This is a genomic window from Vibrio sp. R-1, assembly GCF_035615595.1.
Classification (GTDB): domain Bacteria; phylum Pseudomonadota; class Gammaproteobacteria; order Enterobacterales; family Vibrionaceae; genus Vibrio; species Vibrio cholerae.
In genome coordinates this window covers 1-24453 of record NZ_WPDC01000027.1, presented here as the reverse complement: position 1 = coordinate 24453, position 24453 = coordinate 1, and the positions used below count along the sequence as shown (strand labels likewise).

Annotated in this window: 19 protein-coding genes; 17 read left to right on the top strand and 2 right to left on the bottom strand. The window is 44.9% G+C overall.

Annotation, left to right across the window (positions count from 1 at the left end):
* Window positions 1–2 precede the first annotated feature (2 nt).
* The 14 genes from GOU96_RS08145 (at window position 3) to rmf (ending at window position 20712) form a co-directional block, all read left to right on the top strand.
* Window positions 3–476 (top strand): GAF domain-containing protein, encoded by a 474-nt coding sequence (locus GOU96_RS08145; protein ID WP_001911403.1) that lies wholly within the window; start codon window positions 3–5, stop codon window positions 474–476.
* 100 nt (window positions 477–576) lie between these two features.
* On the top strand, window positions 577–1203 hold the full coding sequence (gene proQ, locus GOU96_RS08140; protein ID WP_000432038.1) for an RNA chaperone ProQ: 627 nt from the start codon (window positions 577–579) through the stop codon (window positions 1201–1203).
* Window positions 1204–1220: 17 nt separating this feature from the next.
* Window positions 1221–3218 (top strand): carboxy terminal-processing peptidase, encoded by a 1998-nt coding sequence (gene prc / locus GOU96_RS08135; RefSeq protein WP_267781132.1) that lies wholly within the window; start codon window positions 1221–1223, stop codon window positions 3216–3218.
* A 154-nt stretch (window positions 3219–3372) separates the two neighbouring features.
* A complete protein-coding gene (locus tag GOU96_RS08130) occupies window positions 3373–4044 on the top strand; it encodes a hypothetical protein (protein WP_267781130.1) in 672 nt (223 codons plus the stop codon).
* Between the two features lie 198 nt (window positions 4045–4242).
* A complete protein-coding gene (gene pepN, locus GOU96_RS08125) occupies window positions 4243–6849 on the top strand; it encodes an aminopeptidase N (RefSeq protein ID WP_267781128.1) in 2607 nt (868 codons plus the stop codon).
* Between the two features lie 51 nt (window positions 6850–6900).
* Entirely contained in the window at window positions 6901–7119 is a 219-nt protein-coding gene (locus tag GOU96_RS08120; RefSeq protein WP_001110339.1) for a DUF2835 domain-containing protein, read from the top strand.
* Between the two features lie 188 nt (window positions 7120–7307).
* Complete coding sequence (locus tag GOU96_RS08115; protein ID WP_322117051.1) at window positions 7308–12149, top strand: NAD-glutamate dehydrogenase; 4842 nt, start codon at window positions 7308–7310, stop codon at window positions 12147–12149.
* Window positions 12150–12222: 73 nt separating this feature from the next.
* Entirely contained in the window at window positions 12223–13233 is a 1011-nt protein-coding gene (gene pyrD / locus GOU96_RS08110; RefSeq protein ID WP_000966883.1) for a quinone-dependent dihydroorotate dehydrogenase, read from the top strand.
* 154 nt (window positions 13234–13387) lie between these two features.
* Window positions 13388–13930 (top strand): cell division protein ZapC, encoded by a 543-nt coding sequence (locus GOU96_RS08105; RefSeq protein WP_000917525.1) that lies wholly within the window; start codon window positions 13388–13390, stop codon window positions 13928–13930.
* Window positions 13931–14389: 459 nt separating this feature from the next.
* Window positions 14390–16516: a bifunctional 23S rRNA (guanine(2069)-N(7))-methyltransferase RlmK/23S rRNA (guanine(2445)-N(2))-methyltransferase RlmL gene (rlmKL, locus tag GOU96_RS08100; RefSeq protein ID WP_001077794.1), complete on the top strand. Its 2127-nt coding sequence runs from the start codon at window positions 14390–14392 to the stop codon at window positions 16514–16516.
* Window positions 16517–16524: 8 nt separating this feature from the next.
* Window positions 16525–16767 (top strand): glutaredoxin family protein, encoded by a 243-nt coding sequence (locus tag GOU96_RS08095; protein WP_199354771.1) that lies wholly within the window; start codon window positions 16525–16527, stop codon window positions 16765–16767.
* Window positions 16745–18664, top strand: coding sequence for an ABC transporter ATP-binding protein (locus GOU96_RS08090; protein ID WP_042988028.1), 1920 nt, complete (start codon window positions 16745–16747; stop codon window positions 18662–18664). The genes GOU96_RS08095 and GOU96_RS08090 overlap by 23 nt, the downstream gene beginning before the upstream one ends.
* A gap of 5 nt (window positions 18665–18669) precedes the next feature.
* Window positions 18670–20373, top strand: coding sequence for a DUF3466 family protein (locus GOU96_RS08085; RefSeq protein ID WP_113628810.1), 1704 nt, complete (start codon window positions 18670–18672; stop codon window positions 20371–20373).
* Between the two features lie 165 nt (window positions 20374–20538).
* Window positions 20539–20712: a ribosome modulation factor gene (gene rmf, locus GOU96_RS08080; RefSeq protein WP_001881287.1), complete on the top strand. Its 174-nt coding sequence runs from the start codon at window positions 20539–20541 to the stop codon at window positions 20710–20712.
* An 83-nt stretch (window positions 20713–20795) separates the two neighbouring features.
* Here rmf and fabA read toward each other — a convergent pair whose 3' ends face one another.
* Both fabA and GOU96_RS08070 read right to left on the bottom strand, forming a co-directional pair.
* Entirely contained in the window at window positions 20796–21314 is a 519-nt protein-coding gene (fabA, locus tag GOU96_RS08075; protein ID WP_001180252.1) for a bifunctional 3-hydroxydecanoyl-ACP dehydratase/trans-2-decenoyl-ACP isomerase, read from the bottom strand.
* Between the two features lie 64 nt (window positions 21315–21378).
* A complete protein-coding gene (locus tag GOU96_RS08070; RefSeq protein ID WP_069648030.1) occupies window positions 21379–23028 on the bottom strand; it encodes a S16 family serine protease in 1650 nt (549 codons plus the stop codon).
* A gap of 163 nt (window positions 23029–23191) precedes the next feature.
* Here GOU96_RS08070 and matP point away from each other — a divergent pair, with 163 nt between their 5' ends.
* The 3 genes from matP to GOU96_RS08055 all read left to right on the top strand — a co-directional run bounded on the left by matP (window position 23192) and on the right by GOU96_RS08055 (window position 24448).
* Window positions 23192–23641, top strand: a complete 450-nt coding sequence (gene matP / locus GOU96_RS08065; protein ID WP_000877146.1) for a macrodomain Ter protein MatP — start codon at window positions 23192–23194, stop codon at window positions 23639–23641.
* Window positions 23642–23660: 19 nt separating this feature from the next.
* Complete coding sequence (locus tag GOU96_RS08060) at window positions 23661–23978, top strand: DUF3634 family protein (RefSeq protein ID WP_042988050.1); 318 nt, start codon at window positions 23661–23663, stop codon at window positions 23976–23978.
* A gap of 158 nt (window positions 23979–24136) precedes the next feature.
* Window positions 24137–24448, top strand: coding sequence for a hypothetical protein (locus GOU96_RS08055; protein WP_000948761.1), 312 nt, complete (start codon window positions 24137–24139; stop codon window positions 24446–24448).
* The last annotated feature ends 5 nt before the right edge of the window (window positions 24449–24453 follow it).

Below are 24453 nucleotides of genomic sequence, written 5' to 3'. Positions count from 1 at the left end.
TTATGAACCTAGAACAGTACCAACGCCTCACCAAGCAAGCGGTCGCTTTATTAGAAGGTGAAACCAATCTCATCGCAAATCTTGCCAACTTAAGTGCGTTACTGAATATGGAACTCACCGAGCTCAACTGGGTGGGTTTTTATTTAATGCAAGAGAACGAGTTGGTATTGGGCCCATTTCAGGGCAAACCCGCTTGCGTGCGCATTCCCGTAGGCAGGGGAGTTTGTGGTACTGCAGTTGCAGAAAATAAGGTTCAACGTGTGTACGACGTTCATCAATTCGAAGGTCATATTGCTTGTGATGCCGCGAGTAACTCAGAAATCGTTATCCCATTCTCGATTAACGGAAAAGTCGCCGGAGTGTTGGATATTGACAGTCCAAACATTGGTCGTTTCAGTGAAATTGACGAGCAAGGCCTAACCTATTTGATGAGCGAAGTAGAAAAGCTGCTCAATTCACAGGCTAATAAGGCATAAATTGCCCTTTGCCTGTGGTTTTTCCTTTGCAGGTCTTTATAATACCGCACATATTTACACATCAATGTTTGGCGGGCAGCCGCAATAACCAGGAATCCTCATGGAAAACACTGAAAAGTTAAAAAACAGCAAAGAAGTGATCGCGTACATTGCTGAATGTTTCCCTAACTGCTTTACTTTAGAAGGTGAAGCAAAGCCTCTGAAAATTGGTATTTTTCAGGATCTTGCTGATCGCTTGAATGACGACCCTAAAGTAAGCAAAACTCAGCTTCGTGCCGCGTTAAGACAATACACCTCTTCTTGGCGTTATTTACATGGTGTAAAACCTGGCGCAACTCGTGTTGATCTGGACGGCAACCCTTGTGGTGAGCTGGAAGAACAGCACGTAGAACACGCACAAGCGGCACTGGCGGAGAGCAAAGCTCGCGTAGAAGCTCGTCGTAAAGAACAAGTAAAGAAAGTGCGTGAAGAAGCGAAAGCGAACAAGCCAAAGGCGAAAAAGCCACAGCAAGCTCGCCGTCCGCAAAACGCACCGAAAGTGGAGAAAAAGCCTGTAGAAACTCGCGCACTGGCTGCGTCTGAGCTTAACGTTGGCAATCAAGTCAATGTGAATATGGGTAAAGGCAACATGGCTGCGACCATCGTTGAAGTCAATAAGGAAGATGTGCGTGTTCAACTTGCCAACGGCCTACAAATGGTTGTGAAAGCGGAGCACTTGCGCGCATAAAGGAGATACTCCTACGCATGAAATGCCGTTCAAAAATATCTCTGATTGCTGCTAGCCTATGGCTGGCAGCCTTTTCAGCTCAGGCTCTAGAAGCCAAACTCAAACCAGAAGATCTCCCTCTTCTTGTTCCTGAAGCTCAACACGCAACGGCAGCGAAACGTGTTACCTCACGTTTTACCCGTTCTCATTACAAACAATTCAATTTAGACGACCAGTTTTCTCAAGCCATGTTTGAACGCTACCTTGAGATGCTAGATTACAGTCGAAATATCTTTACTCAAGCGGACATAGACAGCTTCAAAGCTTGGTCTTTGCAATTGGATGACCAATTAAAAGCAGGTGACAATCAAATCGCTTACGATCTGTATAACCTGTCAATGGAAAAACGTTTTGAGCGCTTTCAATACGCACTTTCTCTGCTTGATCAAGAGATGACGTTTGATGCTGATGAGTCTATTGAGCTTGATCGCACGAAATCGCCTTGGCCAAAAGATCTTAAAGAGATTAACGAGCTGTGGAGACAACGAGTTAAATACGATGCGTTAAGCTTGAAACTGGCAGGTAAAGAGTGGCCAGAAATCAAAGAAACGCTCGATAAACGCTACAACAATGCCATTAAGCGCCTCACACAGACAAAAAGTGAAGATGTATTCCAAACTTACATGAATGCGTTTGCTCGTGAAGTTGATCCGCATACCAGCTATTTGTCACCGCGTAACGCAGAACAATTCCAATCTGAAATGAATCTCTCGTTGGAAGGGATTGGTGCTGTGTTACAAATGACCGACGATTACACCATCATCCGCTCATTGGTTGCAGGTGGCCCAGCGGCACTAAGCAAACAATTGGGTGAGGGTGACCGCATTATTGGTGTTGGGCAAGAAGGCGAAGACGTGGTTGATGTAGTCGGTTGGCGCTTAGACGATGTTGTTCAACTGATTAAAGGACCTAAAGGTAGCAAGGTGAAACTGCTCGTGTTACCTGAAGGCAAAGATGCAAAAAGTCACGTTGTCACTATTGTGCGAGATAAAATTCGCTTAGAAGATCGCGCCGTAAAATCTGAAGTGATTGAAAAAGCAGGGAAGAAAATTGGTGTACTAGAAGTACCGAGTTTCTACGTTGGCTTAGCTCAAGACTCGGAAAAACTACTGGCGGAGCTAAAAGCGAAAAAAGTCGACGGCATCATTGTTGATTTACGCAATAACGGGGGTGGTGCATTAACCGAAGCTACCGCGCTTTCTGGTTTGTTCATTACCAGTGGCCCTGTAGTTCAGGTGCGTGATAGCTATGGTCGAGTCAACGTTAACTCGGATACCGATGGTAGCATTAGCTATAGCGGACCAATGACCGTGCTGATTAACCGCTACAGTGCATCGGCTTCAGAAATCTTTGCTGCCGCAATGCAAGACTATGGCCGCGCGATCATTCTCGGTGAGAACTCATTTGGTAAAGGTACCGTACAGCAGCATCGCTCTCTCAATCATATCTATGATTTGTTTGATAAAGAGCTTGGCTACGTACAATACACGATTCAAAAATTTTACCGTATTGATGGTGGTAGTACCCAAAACAAAGGTGTCGTTCCTGATATCGCGTATCCAACCGCGATTGACCCTTCCGAAACAGGGGAAAGTGTTGAAGATAACGCACTACCGTGGGACAGCATTGATAAAGCAAAATATGAGCGTTTGAATAACTTCAACACCATCATTGCTAGCTTGGAAGCTAAACACCAACAACGTGTCGCGAATGATTTAGAATTTGGTTTTATCGAGCAAGATATTGCGAAATACCGTGCAGAGAAAGATGACAACCTACTTTCGCTGAATGAAAAAGTACGCAAAGAAGAGAGTGCTAAGGCTGATGAAGAGCGCTTAGCTCGCATCAATCAACGCCAAAAAGCGTTAGGTAAATCGACCTATGCGAGCTTGCAAGATATACCGAAAGATTATGAAGCACCGGATGCTTATCTCGATGAATCGGTTAACATTATGCTTGACATGATATCGCGATAATTCATTGATTTACTTTATCTTTAATCAAAACGGACCTCATGGTCCGTTTTTTTTACACTTTTTTAATTCGTAAAATTAATGTGATGAACATCAAATAATTTCGCATTTCATGCACTCAATGCCTACGCTTACAAAAAATGTGAGGAGAAGTGCCATGAAATGGATATTTACTTGCGTGATGAGCTTACTTTTTACCGCCTCATCACCGTTTCTCAGTGCAAATAATCTTAGCCGTGCCGACTTAACTCAATTTGATCAACCTTTATTGCTCGGCGACTGGTATTTGCTCAATCCCAACCCAGAGCAATCTAGCGAAAACTTTCGAGTCATTAAGCTCAGTTTGGCTTCGGACTACCATTTCTCGATTGATATCCAAAAGAAAGATTTCAGTGTTGACCACTGGAATGGCGCTTATTCTGCAGATGAGAAAACCCTTATTCTCGGCCTAGATAGTTCAGATCCCCAAACTTACCAGTATGAAAATAACCATCATTTGCTGACATTGAATGGTGTAACCTTCACTAAAGGTTTACCCAATACCTTGGCCGGTAGCTGGAGCAGTGCACATATCAAAGATCTTGATGGCGAAAGCCTTGACCAAAGCCTGATCCAATTAACTTTACAGCCAGATTTTATCTTCTCTTTCCACATCACTAATCAAGATGGTAACGAGGCCACCCATCGCGGCGTCTATTACACTGAAGGAAATCGCTTGGTTTTGCTCTATTCGGAAGGTGAGCACGATACCCGTTATGTGCTCGATCAAGATAGACTCACCTTGGAAATTGATGACAACATGACGGTCGTCATGAACCGCGTGCAATAACACTCATGCGGTATGCCACCTGTTTTGATAATGGGCGACCAAAAAGCAAAAGTGGCAGGGAGTTTACAGATAAACTCCCTGTTTTTTTGCGTTCAGGGCTTGTTATTCATTCACTGCGGCCTAAGATCTTGCTTCAATAACGCTTTTCTTCCTGTATTCATTAACGTCACAGAACATAAAGTCAAAAGGATCACGACAATGGCTCACACACCTCAAGCCAAATACCGCCTTGATTACCAACCGCCTTCACACACCATCACCGATATCGATTTGGTGTTTGATCTATACGATGATGCCACTCTGGTCACCGCTGTCTCTCAAGTAAAACAGCAGCAGGAGAGCAATACCTTAATTCTTGATGGTGAAACGCTTGAACTGAAAGCGCTCAAAGTCGATGGCCAGGATTGGCAGGACTACAGCGTAGGTGAAGCTTCCCTTGAAATTCGTGGTTTGCCGAGTGAGTTTACTCTCACCGTCGTGACAAAAATCAATCCGCAAGCCAACACCGCTTTAGAAGGTCTTTACAAATCAGGTGGTGCATTTTGTACCCAGTGTGAAGCCGAAGGCTTTCGCCGCATTACTTATTATTTGGATCGTCCGGATGTTCTGGCGCGTTACACCACAACGGTTATTGCCGATAAAGCGCAATATCCTTACTTACTGAGCAATGGTAACAAGATTGCACAAGGCGAGCAGGAAGCGGGGCGTCATTGGGTGAAATGGCAAGATCCTCATCCCAAACCTGCGTATCTGTTTGCTTTGGTGGCTGGGGATTTTGATGTGCTACGCGATCAGTACGTCACACAATCGGGCCGCCAAGTTGCGCTAGAAATTTTTGTCGATAAAGGCAATTTGGATCGCGCTGGTCATGCCATGACGTCACTCATCAACTCTATGCGTTGGGACGAGCAACGTTTTGGCCTTGAATATGACCTCGACATTTACATGATCGTGGCGGTGGATTTCTTCAATATGGGCGCTATGGAAAACAAAGGGTTGAATATCTTTAACTCCAAGTTTGTCCTAGCCAATGAGAAAACCGCCACCGACACCGATTACCTCGGGATTGAAGCCGTGATTGGTCACGAATACTTCCATAACTGGACGGGTAACCGTGTGACATGCCGTGATTGGTTCCAATTAAGCTTGAAAGAGGGCTTAACCGTATTCCGCGATCAAGAGTTCTCTTCAGACTTAGGCTCACGAGCCGTCAACCGAATTGGAAATGTGCGCATCATTCGAGGCCCGCAATTTGCTGAAGATGCTAGCCCAATGTCGCATCCAATCCGTCCGGATAAAGTGATTGAAATGAATAACTTCTATACCCTGACCGTTTATGAAAAGGGCAGCGAAGTGATTCGAATGATGCACACCTTGCTAGGTGAAGAAAAATTCCAACGTGGCATGAAGCTGTACTTTAAACGTCATGATGGCACCGCAGCCACTTGCGAAGATTTCGTGGCAGCCATGGAAGAAGCTTCTGGCATCGACTTACAACAGTTCCGGTTATGGTATAGCCAGTCCGGTACTCCTACACTGAAAGTCAGCAGTACTTATCATGCCGCAAGCCAAACTTATGAGTTAACTGTAGAACAGCATACCGAGCCCACTCACGAGCAGAAAGAAAAACAACCACTGCATATCCCGCTGGATATTGAACTGTATGCGCCAAACGGCGATGTGATTGCGCTACAGTGTAACGGAAAACCTGTTTCTAACGTGTTGGATGTGAAACAAGCTAAGCAAACCTTCCGCTTTGAGCAGGTCAAACAGCCGCCGATTCCGTCACTGCTGCGTGAGTTTTCTGCGCCTGTGAAATTGGAATACGCCTACGGTGATGAAGAGCTGATTTTCCTGATGGTGCATGCTCGTAACGAATTTGCACGTTGGGATGCAGGGCAGATGTTGCTTGCTAAATATATTCGCACCAACGTAGAACGAGTCCAACAAGGTCAACCTGTCGAATTGGCAGAGTCGGTGATTGACGCATTCCGCGGCGTGTTACTCAGTGACAACCTCGACGCTGAATTTGTGGCCGAAATGCTCTCGTTACCAAGCCATAACGAAGTGTCCGGCTGGTATAAGCGTGTGGATGTTGATGCGATTGCCCAGGTGCTCACCTCACTCAAAACCATTTTGGCGACCGAGCTAGAAGATGAGCTCAGTGCAACCTACCATACGTTAAAACAAGATACTTACTCGATTGAACATGCGGCGATTGGTAAACGTACGCTGCGCAACGTGTGTTTGAGCTATCTTGCCTACACTGCTCAAGGTAACGCGTTGGTACAAAAACAGTACGCTCAAGCGAACAACATGACCGACACCATTGCGGCCATGACGGCGGCTAACCAAGCGCAGTTGGCCTGCCGTGAAAGCTTGATGCAAGACTACAGCGAGAAGTGGAAACACGATGGCTTGGTAATGGATAAGTGGTTCACGCTGCAAGGCTCAAACCCATCACCACAAGTGTTGGATGTGATCCAGCAAGCCATGCAACATGAAGCGTTTAGCTTGAAAAACCCGAACCGTACTCGCAGTCTGATTGGGGCATTTTTAAATGCCAATCCAGTTAATTTCCACGCGAAAACAGGGGAAGGCTATCGCTTTGCTGGACACATTCTGCGTGAACTTAACAGTAGTAACCCACAAGTGGCTTCACGTTTGATTGATCCATTACTTAAATTCCGACTCTACGATGAACAGCGCCAAGCACTGATTAAACAAGAGCTGGAGCAATTAAAAGCGATGGATAACCTCGCGCGTGATCTGTTTGAAAAAGTCAGCAAAGCGCTGGAAGCATAAACCAAACTCAACAGGTAAACTCGGTGGCACTCTGTGCCACCTTATTTTCCAATGAACTATTATTTTTTCTCGCTAAACATTTCTTATCAAACCTTTGTTACGCATTACTCGGGCGTAGCAAGTCATGTCATGGTCACCACCGAGCAAGGTTTGCGTTTACAACTCCCTGCAACACGTTTGCGTCCATTTTTAAGCCAAATTGGAGTAAAAGGTCGATTTCGATTAACAACTGACCAAAATAATCGTTTCGTTAAGTTAGAAGTTCTGTAAAAGCATTATTTTGTAGTGGTTTAAATAGGTACTTTAGTCACAATCTCACACTTTTACCCCATAACAACCCCAAAACAATTAACTATTTATAAATAAAACTCTTACAATACGCCCTGCATTACCATCAGTAAGCGCTATGCTTACTGCACACCCCCTACAAAAATAAGAATCAAATTCTGGAGTCGACCATGACTGCGCGTGAAACTTTGATGCCAGTTTTGCTTGAAAAAGTTTATCAACTGATTCAAGACAAACTAGAGCTTGCTCAACAACCCTTAGTGACTCAACTTGGACAACACCTGTTCAGTAACATTTCACAAGACGACCTAGTGGAGCGTAACGAATCGGATCTTTATGGTGCAGTGCTCAGTTTATGGCACCACATCAATGAGAAAAAAGCCGATGAACGCTCAGTACGAGTATTTAACCCAACGGTAAGTCGCCAAGGTTGGCAATCGACCCACACCATTGTTGAGATTGTTCTCCCAGATAGTCCCTTTCTGGTTGATTCAATCAAAATGGCATTAAGCCGCCTAGGATTGGCATCGCACTTAATGCTCAACGGACCTGCTCATATTGCACGTCACGACGATGGTTCGATCAAAAGCATTAATCAAGGAGAAGGGCAACTGACCTCAATGTTCCACATTGAAGTCGATCGCCTAAGCAGCAAGGAAGAGATGACAGAGCTGAAAAACGAATTGCTGGATATCCTGCATGACACCGCTCTGGTTGTGAAAGATTGGAAACCGATGGCGACCAAGCTTGAACAAGTGATCAATCAGCTGGAAGCGGATAAAAAACAGATCCCTGTAGAAGCCGAACGCCTACAAGAAACCATTCAGTTTTTACGCTGGCTAGGTAACCATAACTTCACCTTTATGGGTTACAAAGAGTTCGATTTGGTAGAGAAAAATGGCGATACCGAATTGACGCCAACCAAAGACACCGGACTTGGCTTATTCTCAGACAACGAGCGAGTACGTAGCGTAAAACTCTCTCAATTCCCAGATTCAGCCAGACTCGAAGCCAAAAAGCCCTTCCTGTTGATCTTAACGAAAGGCAACAAGCAATCGCGTATCCATCGTCCTGCTTATACCGACTATATCGGGATCAAAAAGTTTGACGCGAAAGGCAAGGTGATCGGTGAGCATCGCTTTACTGGGTTATACACTTCCGCTGTGTATAACCAAAGTGTTGAAGGCATCCCGCTGATCCGCGAAAAAGTAGGGCGCATTCTTGCGGCCAGCGGCTACCGCCAAGGCTCTTACGCCTACAAAGCCCTGCACAATATTCTTGAAAACTACCCACGCGATGAGTTGTTACAAGCCCGTGAAGAAGAGCTGCTTGAAGTAGGCATGGGCGTTGTACAGATGCAAGATCGTGATTTACTACGCCTGTTTGTACGTAAAGACCCATTCGGACGTTTCTTCAGTTGCATGGTGTATGTGACCAAAGAGCGTTACAACACTGAGCTGCGCCGTAAGACACAACAAGTGTTCAAACAGTATTTTGGCTGTGAGCAAGATGTTGAATTTACAACCTATTTCTCAGAAAGCCCACTGGCGAGAACTCACTACATTGTGCGTGTCGACAATAACAACATCAACGTAGATGTGAAAAAGATAGAGCAGAATTTAATGGAAGCCTCAACCTCGTGGGATGATCGTCTCGCAGAAGCCATTGTCGCCAATTTCGGTGAAAGTCGTGGATTACCGCTGTCAAAAGAGTATCAACGTGCCTTCCCACGTTCTTACAAAGAAGATGTGATGCCGGGCTCTGCACTGGCCGATATCGAGCACCTTGAAGCGTTAGATGAGCACAATAAACTGGGCATGCTGTTCTACCGTTTACAAGAGACAGCCAAAGACTCCAAAGCGGTGCGCTTAAAGCTGTATCACAAAGACGAACCCATCCATCTATCAGATGTTATGCCGATGCTAGAAAACCTCGGCTTACGCGTGATTGGTGAATCGCCTTATGAAGTAGTGAAAGCCAATGGCCAAGTGTACTGGATCCTTGATTTCTCTATGCTACATAAGAGCGATAAGCAGGTGGATCTGCGTGAAGCACGCGACCGATTCCAACAAGCTTTTGCCGCTATCTGGGCAGGAGATCTGGAAAGTGATGGCTTTAACCGTTTGATTTTAGGTGCATCACTATCAGGTCGTGAAGTTTCGATCCTGCGTGCTTATGCGCGTTATATGCGTCAAGTCGGCTTCCCATTTAGCCAGCACTATATTGAAGATACACTCAGCCACCATCCCGATCTTGCACAAGGATTGGTAGATCTTTTCGTGCGTCGTTTCGATCCGAAATACAAAGGCGGAGAAAAGGGCCAAGCTGAGATCATCAAATCTCTGACAGAGCAATTAGATCAAGTACAGAGTCTCGACGACGATCGAATTATCCGTCGCTATATGGAGATGATCAACGCGACGCTGCGCACCAACTACTATCAGTTGGATGAGCACAAGCAGAACAAACCTTGGCTATCTCTCAAAATGAAGCCAAGTGAAATCCCTGAAATTCCTGCACCAGTGCCTGCGTTCGAAATCTTCGTCTATGCCCCAGACATTGAAGGGGTGCATTTGCGCGGTGGTAAAGTCGCTCGTGGTGGGCTGCGTTGGTCTGATCGCCAAGAAGATTTCCGTACTGAAATTTTAGGCTTGGTCAAAGCACAACAAGTGAAAAATACGGTCATCGTGCCTGTTGGTGCAAAAGGTGGCTTTGTTTGTAAGAAACAGTATCTCTACACCACACGCGATGAGATTTTTGCAGAGGGCCAACGCTGCTACAAACGCTTTATTCGCGCTTTACTCGACGTAACGGATAACATTATTGAAGGGCAAGTGGTTCCGCCGAAGAACGTGGTTCGTCATGATGAAGATGACCCTTATTTGGTGGTGGCTGCGGATAAAGGCACCGCAACCTTCTCTGATTTAGCAAACTCAGTATCGGCGGAATACCAATTCTGGCTCGGTGATGCTTTTGCTTCAGGGGGGTCAAATGGTTATGACCACAAAGCGATGGGCATTACCGCCAAAGGGGGTTGGGAATCGGTAAAACGTCATTTCCGTGAAATGGGCATTGATTGTCAAACCACCGATTTTACCGCGATTGGCATCGGTGACATGGCCGGCGACGTGTTTGGTAACGGTATGTTGTTATCAAAACATATTCGCCTACTGGCGGCCTTTAACCATATTCATATCTTCATTGATCCAACCCCGGATTCTGCGAGCAGTTGGGAAGAGCGTAACCGCTTGTTTAATCTGCCTCGTTCAAGTTGGGAAGATTACAATCCGAAGCTGATTTCTAAAGGTGGTGGTGTCTTCTCGCGTAAAGCAAAAGCGATTACGCTGACGCCTGAAATGCAGAAGATGCTCAACACTAAAAAAACCACGTTGGCACCCAATGAGTTGATTAAAATGATCCTGAAAATGGAAGTCGATCTCCTCTGGAATGGTGGCATTGGTACCTATGTGAAATCATCCATTGAAACACATACCGATGTCGGTGACCGAGCCAATGACGGATTACGTGTCGATGGACGTGAAGTAAACGCTAAAATCATCGGCGAAGGCGGTAACCTTGGTATGACTCAGCGCGGTCGTATCGAGTTTGCACTCAAAGGTGGACGCGTTAACACGGACTTCGTGGATAACGTCGGTGGCGTAGACTGTTCCGATAACGAAGTTAACATCAAGATCTTCCTCAATGGCTTGGTGGCTAATGGTGATTTAACACTCAAACAGCGCAACCAGATCCTTGAGTCGATGAAAGATGAAGTAGGAAGCATCGTGATTGAAGATGCTTATGGACAATCTGAATCGATTTCCGTGACTGAAGCGCAGGGCGTATCACTCATGAAAGAACAGATCCGTTTTATCCATCACATGGAAAAAGCGGGGTATTTGGATCGTGCTTTAGAGCACATTCCGGATGATGAAACTCTACTTGAGCGTGAAAGACAGGGCATGGGATTAACACGTCCTGAACTTTCGGTGCTGATGGCCTACGGCAAAATGGCGTTGAAAGAAGAACTGGCCAGTGAAGAGATTGCGCAAGATGAATTCCATGCCAAACAATTGGTTAATTACTTCCCAACTGAGTTACGCGGTCACTATGCGCAGCAGATGGTGAACCATCCGCTACGAGTAGAAATCATCGCGACAGCCTTAGCAAACCAAATGGTTAACGAAATGGGCTGCAACTTCGTTACGCGTTTACAAGAAGAGACCGGCTCTAGCGTGGTCGATATTGCGAATGCGTATGCGGCCGCGCGTGAGATTTACGGTTTAGGTATCGTGCTCGAAAAAGTACGCAAACTGGACAACATAGCGCAAAGTAGCGCCCAATATGATGTGATGTTCCTCGTGCGCCGCACTTTGCGTCGCCTGACTCGCTGGTTACTGCGCAACCGTACAGGTAAGCCATCCGTGATAGCAATGGTCGAACGCTATCAAGAGGATGTCAAAACTATCACCGAACAATTGGATAAAGTTTTGGTGAAAGAGGAGATTGTTGAGCATAATTCCATGGCTGAAAACTGGATAGAGAAGGGCATCGAGAAAGAACTTGCGCATTATGTGGCGCGTCTTTCTAGCCTTTACTCTGTACTGGATATCTCGGCCGTGGCGAAAGAGAAAGGCATCGCAGTCACTCAAACAGCGAAGCTTTATTTCCATCTCGGCGATCGTTTATCTCTGCACTGGTTCTTGAAGCAAATCAATCACCAAGCCGTTGATAACCATTGGCAAGCATTAGCAAGAGCCTCTTTCCGTGAGGATCTCGATTGGCAGCAACGCCAGTTGACTGCTCAAGTGCTCAGTAGCAATTTGAGTGATGCTCAACAGGAAATTGAACTGGCACTTGATAAATGGCTAGAGCGTAACCAAGTCTCAATAAGCCGTTGGGAGAACATCCTCAGCGAGTTTAAAGTCGGTACCGTTCATGAATTTGCCAAATTCTCAGTGGCATTGCGAGAGTTGACCTTGCTCAACTTAAATTGTCTCACTGTAGAATAAGCATTGAATTGCCTGACGAATGAGTCAATAATAGCGCCCCGTTTATTCGGGGCTTTTTTCTTTCGGAGGCATTATGCTTTACCGCTTAGCCAGAGCTGGCTTTTTCCAATTGGATGCCGAAAAGGCACACGATCTGGCCATCTCTAATTTCAAACGTTTCACTGGCACTCCTTTCGATCTCTTCTATCGTCAACAACTTCCTCATCGTCCAGTTCAATGCATGGGCTTAACCTTTAAAAATCCAGTCGGTTTAGCAGCAGGGCTCGACAAAAACGGCGAGTGCATCGAAGCGTTTGGCGCGATGGGCTTCGGATTTGTTGAAGTAGGCACAGTCACACCAAGACCACAAGCAGGTAACGACAAACCACGCCTGTTTCGTTTAGTGCATGCTGAAGGCATCATCAATCGAATGGGCTTTAACAATCTGGGTGTTGATCACTTGGTTGAGAATGTTAAGCGAGCCAAATACGATGGGATCATCGGGATCAACATCGGTAAAAACAAAGATACTCCGATTGAGAAAGGGGCAGAGGACTATTTGATCTGTATGGATAAAGTTTATCCTTACGCAGGTTACATCGCCGTAAATATCTCTTCTCCGAACACACCAGGACTTCGCTCTCTACAATACGGTGAAGCGCTGGATGAACTGCTTGCTGCATTGAAAACTCGCCAAGCTGAATTAGCAGCGAAACACGATAAATATGTCCCGCTTGCACTTAAGATTGCACCAGATTTAAGTGACGATGAAATTCAGCAAATCTGCCAATCACTTTTGAAAAACAAAATCGATGGTGTCATCGCGACAAACACCACCTTAGATCGTTCATTGGTTGAAGGGATGAAGTTTGCCAACGAAGCTGGCGGCCTCAGTGGACGACCTTTGCAAAACCGCAGTACAGAAGTTATTAAGTGTCTGTATAAAGAACTCGGTGAAGAAATTCCGATCATCGGGGTCGGTGGTATCGATTCCTACATATCCGCCAAAGAAAAGCTCTTAGCAGGAGCAAAATTAGTTCAGGTCTATAGCGGCTTTATTTATCAAGGACCAGGGCTGGTCGCCGATATCGTCAAGAACCTGTAAGTTCCCCGATTTATCAGCGGAATTACTGAGGAAATGTCTAACGCATTTCCTCTTTTTTTTTCTCGGCACCTTCATAGAATTACTGATATTCATAGGCAAGGGTAGGTCACATAGCTTACCTCATCCTCCCAAATGTATCGTTGAGAGTGGAACAATGCTTAAACCAAGTGACAAATGGAGTTGGTACTTCTCAGATAGCGAAGGTTATCTGATGCTCAACCTTGGTGACGATATGCTGTTTCGTACCAATCTCAGTCGCAATCTTTTGGTGGATTGTGCATTCATCGAGAACCCCTTCACCGTAGATGACGCTTCTGATTTTCAGTTGTACAAAGAACACATTGCCTGTCTACCTCTGAGTGAGCCTCGTAAAGCGGAGTTGGCGCTGTACTGTGTGGCCGCAAAACGCTTCCACAAACCCGTACAGCCTAAAAGCTGGTTTTTTGATGGTCAGGGAACCGGTTATACCCCACAACAAGGTCAGCTGATATCTCTACGAAACTCCCTTAACAGCGGTATTTTTATTGCGTTAGAAGTGGGGGAGAACGCCACTCTTTGCGCGTACAGTGATTTGGTTTCTTTTGCTTTAAACGGCAGCAAAACACTGGAATTTGGTCAAGTGATTAAAGTGATGCACGACAGAATGTCGGATGTGAATACACTTTTGTATACACCCCAAATGGCCATGGTCAGTTAATTTTTTATTCAACATTCGTTCCTTTCCTATTTCGTTCCTTCATTTCTTATCGGCGTAAGCCGATTTTTTTTGCCTTTAAATCGAGCTAATTCGTTAGGCAATGTGAGCTCGGTACAAAATTTAGACATCTATTTTTTACTTAAACACAGTGAAACAGGGCATTCACTTTGTATTTTTAAGTCGGAAATTCCCGTTTTATGACCTTTTGTAACTTATTTACAGTGTAAAAATGCATCTGGTATAGTCCAAAATAAGCATGAATAAGTAGTCACTAACGAGAATAAATGCTTAGTTAGCAAGCGTTGGAACAGGAGTGTGTACACACTGACCGATATGATCGGCATAGAAAGGATCGAATGGGTAAAAGAGAGATTTTTTGGCTTGGTGATGAGTTAGCTTTAGGTATGGTTCACATTGTCAGTTATAATCTGAGACCATTTTTATCAGCAAAAGAACACTATGAATCAGTATCTAGCGGTGACGTCTAACGGCCTTGAGAATCTATTAGTTGAAGAATTAACCCAACTGGGTATTAACGATGCCAAACCCGTTCAGGCCGGGGTTAAATTTAAAGCAACCAATGAACAGATCTATCGCTGCTGTCTATGGAGTCGTCTCGCATCAAGATTTGTTCGTATTGTGGCTGAATTTAAGTGTCAGAATGACTTAGATCTCTATCTTTCAACAACTTCAGTCAACTGGGTCAACTATTTCCACAGTTCTAAAAAGCTCGTTGTTGATTTCAATGGCACGAACCGAGAAATTCGCAATAGCCAATACGGTGCGATGAAAGTCAAAGACGCCATCGTAGATTGCTTCACTAAGAAAAATCTTCCGCGTCCGTCGATCAGTAAAGATCTTGCAGATCTTCATATCCATGTCCGCTTACACAAAGAGAATGCTCTGCTTGGTATCGATATGGTGGGTTCAGGCTTGCATGCTCGCGGCTACCGAACTGAAGCAGGTAAAGCGCCATTACGTGAAACATTAGCCGCCGCAATCATTCTGCGCAGTGGTTGGGATGCCAGTAAACCGCTTCTCGATCCTATGTGTGGCTCCGGTACCTTACTGATTGAAGCGGCGATGATGGCTGCCAATATTGCTCCAGGCTTACAACGTAAAAAGTGGGGCTTCGAAGCATTAGAAGATTTCGAACCAGAACTCTGGGCAAGTGTGAAATCAGAAGCCAGCGTGCAAGGTAAACGTGGAGTCAAAAAGGTAGAAACTCATTTCTACGGCGTAGATAACGATAACCGCGTATTGCAGACGGCTAAAGATAACGCCCGCCGTGCCGGTGTAGAAGAGCTAATCAGCTTTACCTTGGGTGATGCGGCAAAAGTAAAACGCCCAGAAAACTTCGCTGAAGGTATTGTGATTTGTAACCCACCGTATGGTGAGCGTTTAGGTACTCATCCCGGTTTGATCGCTCTGTACACTGCATTTGGTGCACAGCTTAAAGCTGAGTTTGGTGGCTGCCACGCTTCTATTTTCTCGAGTTCTGATGAATTACTCAGTTGTTTGCGCATGCGTGCGGACAAACAGTTCAAGTTGAATAATGGTGCGTTACCATGTCACCAAAAGAATTACACCATAGCCATGCGAGAGCAAAACAGCGTCAGCAATGAAGGTACTCAAGAAATCCTCATTGCCCCCGATTTTGCCAACCGTTTGAAGAAAAACTTCAACAAGATTGGCAAATGGGCTAAGCGTGAGGGGCTCGATTGCTTCCGCCTCTATGATGCGGATCTTCCCGAATACAATGTGGCTATTGATGTCTACCAAGATCATCTCATGATCCAAGAGTACGCAGCGCCAAAGGATATTCCTGAAGAGAAAGCGAAGCGTCGTTTGACCGATATTATTCGCGCAGCCATTCAAGTGTTGGATGTCGATGCGAACAACGTCGTGCTCAAAGTTCGTGAAAGACAAAAAGGCACGTCGCAATACGAGAAACTCGGCCAGCAAGCACAGACCATGCAAATTACCGAGTATGGCGTGAAGTTGATCGTCAACCTATACGATTATCTCGATACTGGCTTATTCCTTGACCACAAAATTACTCGTCGTCGTTTAGGGCAAATGGCACAAGGCAAAGATTTTCTCAATTTATTTGCCTATACCGGCTCTGCGACAGTACATGCTGCTTGTGGCGGTGCAAAATCGACGACGACCGTCGATATGTCGAAAACTTATCTTGAATGGGCCAAAGAGAACATGCAGTTAAACGGGCAGGTTGGGCGTCAGCACCAGTACGTTCAGGCCGACTGTCTACAGTGGCTCGCGAATGCCCAAAGCCAGTACGATCTTATCTTTATTGATCCGCCAACGTTTTCTAACTCTAAACGTATGGAGCAGACTTTTGATGTACAACGTGACCACGTCACGCTTATGACCAATCTTAAACGGTTGCTGCGCCCAGAAGGGACGATTGTTTTCTCTAATAACAAGCGCCATTTCAAGATGGATATGGAAGCGCTACACGCTTTGGGCCTCAACGCTCAAAATATCTCGCATCAAACCTTACCGCTGGATTTTGAGCGAAATAAACAAATTCATAACTGCTGGCTGATCACCCATCAGAGTTAGGAAATTCAATGATAACCTTGTACAGCACTGAAGGATGCCATCTCTGTGAGATGGCCTATGCGTTACTCAATGAATTAGGGCTCACCAAACAAGTTGACGTGGTAGAGATTGCCTTTAATGACGAGCTATTTTCTCGTTACGCGGTCACTATACCGGTTGTCGCTTACCAAGGTAATGAACTGAATTGGCCTTTTGACATACAAGAATTAAGAGAGTGGTTAAAACATAATGGCATTAATTACCATCCATAACGGTTTGCTGGCCTTTGGCGATCACCCATTACTGGATCACGCTGATTTCGCCTTACAAGAAAATGAAAGAGTGTGTCTGGTTGGGCGTAATGGCGCCGGAAAATCCACGCTGATGAAAGTACTCGCAGGCGAGATTCTGCTGGATGATGGCAAGATGCAAGTCATGCAAGATGTCGTCGTATCCCGTTTAGAGCAAGATCCGCCTCGCAATCAAGCGGGTACTGTATTTGATTATGTTTCAGGTGGTCTGCAAGGCATTGGCGAACAACTCAAGATCTATCAAGATCAATTAGATCTCGTAGCAACAGATCCAAGCGAATCCAACATTAATAAGCTTGCACATATCCAAGAGCAGCTTGAAGTTTCTGGTGCTTGGCGCTTTGAAGATCGAATCAAAAATGTGCTGGGTTCCTTAAAACTAGATGGCCACACCAAACTAACCGACCTGTCTGGTGGTTGGCAGCGTAAAGCCGCATTAGCGCGTGCACTGGCGTGTGATCCCGATGTCCTGCTTCTTGACGAACCAACCAACCACCTTGATGTAACAACGATTGAATGGTTAGAAGGTTTTCTGAAAGATTTCCGAGGTTCTATCATTTTCATTTCCCATGACCGTGCTTTTATTAAGTCTATGGCAACCCGCATTGTGGATCTCGATCGCGGTCAACTCAGCTCTTTCCCAGGAGATTATGAAAATTATCTTACTGAAAAAGAAGAGATGCTGCGGGTTGAAGAGCTGCAAAATGCCGAGTTTGATAAAAAGCTCGCTCAAGAAGAGGTTTGGATCCGTCAAGGTATTAAAGCACGAAGAACTCGTAATGAAGGACGAGTTCGGGCACTGAAACGTCTTCGTCAAGAACGTAGTGAACGTCGTGAAGTGCAGGGTAAAGTCAACCTGCAAATCGATGATTCCAATCGCTCAGGGAAAATCGTTTTTGAAGCCGAAAATCTTCATTACTCGATCGGTGGCAAAACCATTGTTGATGGTTTCAGCTTCAACATCATGCGCGGTGACCGAATTGCGTTAATTGGTCCTAATGGTTGTGGCAAAAGTACCTTACTCAAAATTTTGCTAGGTGACTTACAGCCCGATAGCGGCAAAATACACTGTGGTACTAAGCTTGAGGTCGCCTACTTTGATCAATACCGGGAGTTACTCGATCCTGAAAAAACCGTTATCGATAACTTAGCGGATGGTAAACAAGAAGTGATGGTAGGCGGGCGTCTTCGCCACGCGTTAAGCTATCTACAGGACTTTTTGTTCTCACCCAAGCGGGCAAGAACCCCAGTAAAAGCGTTATCTGGCGGAGAAAAAAACCGTTTGCTGCTTGCGCGCATTTTGCTTAAAGCCAACAACCTATTAGTGCTTGATGAACCAACCAACGATTTAGATATCGAAACTTTGGAACTTTTGGAAGAATTGCTTGCCAATTACCAAGGCACTTTATTGCTGGTCAGCCACGATCGTGAATTTGTCGATAACACCGTCACCTCAAGTTGGATTTTTGAAGGCGACGGCAAGATTGAAGAATTTGTCGGTGGCTACCATGACGCTCAGCAACAGCGTGCCCAAGTTTTACAAAGCAGAGCTGCTGAAAATATCGTCAAAAAAGAAAAAGTGGTTGAGGAGTCTCCCAAATCCGCACCATCGAAAACTAAGCAGAAGAAGTTATCTTATAAACTGCAACGCGAACTTGAAGCTCTTCCGCAAAGATTAGAAGAGCTGGAAGTTGAGATCACAGCGTTACAAGACATCGTCAATAGTCCAGACTTTTTCAGTCAGCCTGTCGATAAAACACAACCCATTTTAGACAAGTTAACTGCAACAGAGCAGGAACTCGAAATTGCTTTTGAGCGTTGGGAAGAGCTTGAAGCGATGCAACAGGAAAGTGAATAGAAAACATGAGTCGTATTACTTTTAAACGTTCGATTTTAGCCAGCGCCGTATTACTTGCTACCCAAACGGCCAACGCGGCACTCTACCAAGTGATAGAAGTGACCCCAAGCACAGGGCAAAGCTACGGTAGTGCATGGGGTGTGGCGATCCAACCAAGTACAGGCACAGATAGCTGTTTTAATAATTCGACTGTCGGTAGTGTGAATTGTCAAAACTTTGCTTTGGCAGGTGAAACTCGCATTGAAAAAGCCAGCACAGGTAAAGCAGTCGATGGTTTAAGTTACCGTGATGAAGTGGCTTTCGGGATTGATAATGCGTTCGTTTATGTACAAGAACGCAATGACTTTGAACGCTACTGCTACAGCGAACTTTTGTATTCGACGTGTAATACCTGGGCAGATCCCCATTGGAATCGCTGGCAAGCAGAGATCAATAGTACGCAAGTTGCTAACTCAATTGCTTTTATTGGTACTGGAACAACAGGCGCGCCTATTGATGAGTCACAAAACGTGATTGTTAATAGCCTAACGAGTAATGCTACGCCTATCGGGATCAATGTAAAAACTGGTGACGTGACAACGTATCGTAGAAACGCTAATGCCATTCAAGCCCGTCTACCATCAACAATCAGTGCACCTAATGTAGCTGATGCCTTATATACCCGTGCATGGAAAACAGATGGTGACTACACTGTCGGTAGTGTTTCTAAAAGTTCCCCGAATAATGAAGGTACTTACTTTTATTCCAAACCCGCAATTTGGAAAAATGATGGCAGTGCTACCGTTGAATTAAATTGGCCAACGGGTACCGAACCTAATCGCAATAATCGTCTTGCACAAGGCAGTATGCGTGATGTCGTTGAAAATGGCGGTAAGCTATACGCGGTCGGTTATAGTTCATACGATACAGACAATCACTACATGCAGGCCTCAGTTTTCCAACTAGATGACACCAGTAATTTTTCTAATGCAGCAAGTTGGACGACCAAAGCCGTTTCAGGCGCTGAATCTAGAATTGGTGGCGATTATATTCACAGTAATTCGGTAGTCACCGATGTAAACAAAAACCTCGTCGCGTTAGGCTCTGCTAAACGCGCAGGTAGCCGACCAGAGAATGGAGCCGCGGGTAATCGATTATTTGTTATCGAAGATGTTTCTGCTAGCACTCCAACAGCTAACTTCTTAACCGGCGGCATCTTCTTCACAGGAGCCGGCGGCAAGGCAGGGGCAATTAACAGCTATAACGAGATTGTCGGTCAAGTTGACGCGAACGACACCCGTGAGAATGATGGTAAACCGCGCCGTAAAAGAGGGTTTATTTATCCATACAGTGCCAATGGCAGTGATCCAAGCCGCATGGCTATTTTTGCTAATAAGGCTTGGTTGTTAGATGATCTCACTAATGACAATACTGCAACAGGCAACAACAACCAGTTCCGTGTTATTGATGCCACGGATATAAATGATGCAGGCGTTATCTCTGCAACTGCGCTGAAATGTTCAGGTGGATACGATACGACAGCACATAATTCATTGTGTAGTAACCGCGAAGAAACCGTCGTCGCCGTGAAGTTAGTTCCAATTGTGAATGCAACAAGTGCTAACATTCAACAGCGTTCAACCGAAGAGCAAGCCTCTGAACGTAAAGGGGGTAGCTTCGGATTAGGGCTTTTGATGGTGCTTGGTGTACTAGGGTTCCGTAGAAAATAGGTTTTTTGTCAGGAAGGGCACAAGCTCACAGATTTGGGTTTGTGCCTTTTTTATTGCTTGAGAAAGGCGAATAATTGATCGATTCTGTATTGGTGTGGTCATAAAAGATCCACACAAGTTTAATAGTTGTACGTTACACCAAAGTTACCGTATGAGGACAGAACTATGAAGAGACAAAAGCGTGATCGCCTAGAAAGAGCTCAATCGCAAGGATACAAAGCCGGTCTAAACGGTCGATCCCATGACGAATGTCCCTATCAACAGACGGAAGTACGCTCTTATTGGTTAGGTGGTTGGCGTGATGCTAGAAACGATAAACTTTCTGGTCTCTGCAAATAATTTCCCATACAACAAAGCTTGAAAAGGCTTATCGCTAGGAAAACAGCCCGAAACGGGCTGTTATTCGTTTAGAGATTCTATCTTTAAAACGCAGACGTATCTTGGAACAAGCCAACTTTAAGATCTTTGGCTACGTATATTTCTTTGCCATCAACAAGTACGCGACCATCGGCTAAACCCATCACTAGCTTACGGTTCACCACACGCTTCATGTTAATTTCGTAGGTGACTTTTTTAGCGGTTGGTAAAATTTGTCCTGTAAATTTCACTTCGCCAACGCCAAGCGCGCGACCTTTACCTTTACCGCCAACCCAGCCAAGGAAAAAACCCACCAGTTGCCACATGGCATCTAAGCCCAAGCATCCCGGCATCACTGGGTCTCCTGGGAAATGGCAATCAAAAAACCATAAATCAGGCGTGATATCGAGCTCAGCTAAGATCAAACCTTTACCAAATTCACCTTCAGTTTCTGACATCTTGGTAATGCGATCCATCATCAACATATTTGGCGCTGGAAGTTGAGGATAGCCCTCACCAAACAGCTCACCTTGGCTTGACGCTAAAAGATCTTCTCGATTATACGAATCACGTTTGTTCTGCATTATTGATTACTCCATTTTTTGTTGGGTGCATGTTAGTGAACACGTGTACGCCAAACAACTCCGATCAGTGCCAGCTAAGCCAGTTTTTGATCCGTTCCACAATTCCGTGCGGTTGCACAAGTTTTTCAAAATTATCAATTCTTTCAGCGATCTTTGCGATCACGCTGTCTTCATCTTCTCCACGGAAAGGTTTACCCATGAGAAGAGGAATCGCTTCATCCACCGTCGAAACAGGCCAGATGTTGAATTCACCATTCTTAATGCTTTCTACTACTGATTTATGAAGCGCCAAGTGTTTCAGGTTCGAACTTGGCAAAATCACACCCTGTTCTCCAGTTAAGCCTTGGTGACAACAGACGCGATAAAATCCTTCAATTTTTTCATTCAGACCACCGACCGCTTGAACTCGTCCAAATTGGTCAACAGCGCCAGTAACAGCAATCTGTTGGTCAATCGGATACTCAGAAAGCGCACTCACTAATGAACATAATTCCGCCAGTGAAGCGCTATCACCATCAACTTCACTATAAGACTGCTCAAAAACAATCGAAGCAGAAAAGGGCAGAGAACCATCAAGATTCAAGGCACTACTCACAAAAGCTTGCATAATCATCATGCCTTTAGCATGCAGGTTGCCGCCTAACTCAACTTTTCTCTCTACATCCGCAATGTCACCATCACCAAAATGGATCACACAGGAAATTCGAGCAGGCTCACCGTAAGGCATTGGGTGTCCAGTGACTTCGATGACTGTCAAGCCATTAACTTGCCCGACTTGTTCACCCTGGGTTTCGATGATCACTTGACCGTCAAGAATGTCGTCTAGAGCTCTTTCGGGTAAATAAGACTCGCGCAGATAGCGTTTATCTAAAGCAATTTCAATATGTTCAGCGTCAATCAACGGATCTTCAGATTCAAGGCGAGCTTCTTCAAGTAGCGCTCGGTGCCACATTAAACAAAGGGGAGCGTAATGTTGATCTTCAGTATAACGAGCACCAGCCGTCATCAGAGACTGGATGGCAGAGCAGGTTAATGAAGGCAAATTGTACTGTTCACACAACCAGCGTAAGTAGCCGAGGTAGTCTTCAATCGTTTCTTCTTCTATCTTGAGATCTAATTCAAGCTCTGAAAACAAACATAAGCCGGAATGAATATCAGCATCTAAAAAATCCAGATCGCCAAGCTGCGTGCGATCACCGACAACAATAAGTTTAACGTCGTAACTTGAACCTAAGCGATTAGGGAGCGGAGATTTTGGATCGCAATTGATAGGAGAGACAGTTTCACCCAAAACGGCGGCTTTTACTGTTGGCCAATAGCGTGGATTAGCCAGCAATAAATTCGCTGAAACAATCAAATAACCGCCATTCGCTTGTTCGAGATATCCTGACGTTTTATGAACTAGACCACCATGCTCAACTTTGACTTGGCCTAGAATCTCTGAAATATCTAACGTCTCTGTACTCACGACAGGAACATCAAGATCCTGCTCAAGTAATGCGTCTTTAAAGAGAGAGCGATAAATCGAGTTATCGGGAGCATTAATCAAGAGGATTCGACTAAACCCTTTAAGGTGAACAAACTGTTCAAGCGCACTGGTTAAACGAGGCTGAATCTCGATCAGTGAAATGGGAGCTAGGTTAGGGTAGTTTTCAAAGACTTTGTTAAACTGCTCAAATTGAGGCGTTACACTGCGCCAGATGCTTTGGGTCATTGAGATATCGAACTGATTGAAAAGAGCCAAATTATATAGAAAAAGCCGAGCAGCGAACAGTGAAAGTCGACGATGATCTTTCTCGCTTTTTTGATAGGGAGAATTGCAAGTCTGTAGACAGTGGGTTACGCTGTCACTGTATAACAATGGAAAGTGGCCGAAGATGAAATATCAACAACTTGAAAATTTAGAATGTGGTTGGAAATGGCAGTATCTCATCAATAAATGGAAGGATGGAGAGCCCGTTACTCGCTATATTGATAAAAGTGAAATTGAAGCTGCGGTACAGAAGCTCAGGGCGATAGAACATGAACCAACCCATGTACTGTCTTGGATTGAAGAACATATGTCTTCCGAGCTCGATAACAAACTTAAACAAGCGATCAGAGCCAAGCGTAAGCGCCACTTTAATGCAGAACAAATCCATACACGCAAGAAATCTATTGATTTAGATTACCGAGTTTGGGAAAAGTTATCCCTAAAAGCCAATGAGTTAGGTTGTACATTATCCGATGCGATTGAGTATCTACTCAGCGAGGCTTCAAGAAGTGAAAAGGCAAGCAAAACCGTCAACAGTTTAAAAGAAGATCTCAGTCGGTTATTAGCAGAATAAGGAGATGTCTCTTATGGATATGCTGTATGTAATACTTCTTGCGGCGATAATTATCTTCTGGCTAGTCGCGATCGATAGACCCATCTTGGTGGTCAGCTTCAAAGATGGTCATCTTGTTCGTAGCAAGGGACATTTTCCGCCAACATTCAAACATAACCTTATCGATATCGCTCAACATGAACCTTTTTCAGGGGAAATTAAGGTGTATCAACAAAGGACTGGAGCCAAGCTGGCGTTTTCGAAGCAAGTCCCGAAAAAGATCCAGCAAAGAATCCGCAACGTATTCCCACACCAAGGCTTTACACGCCAAAGCTCGACATTAAAGAAAGGTCGCTAAGCGTATTAATCATCCTTGCTCGACATCGTCATTGCAAGAAAAAGCAGGTTAAGCTCCAAACAACACAAGTTCAAACTCGCCAAGAAGATATTTCGGTTACATTTTCCTCCTTGCTTAATCTTGGTGAGGTGAATTTGATGAAGTTTTTGAGGCGAGTAATGTTGAGCATTTTCCTCACAATTTTTAGTCAATCGACGCTTGCGGACGATGCGGATTTGAATCGAGTGGCAAAGAAAATCAAGACTCAAATTGAAAAGTCGATCAAAAAGAGCAAAAAACCACTTGAAGGTTACTGTGATGTTTTTGTTGATTTAGATTACACACATCCGAAAAACGCTGTCGTAAAGAAAGTTTCCACATTAGGTGACAACGAGCTTTGCTTCATCGCAAAGAAAACCATAAAAGTAGGCAATAAATATGCTTATGATTGGCCAGAGAGATACATAAGAGTTCAAGTGGTTTCGAAATGAAATCT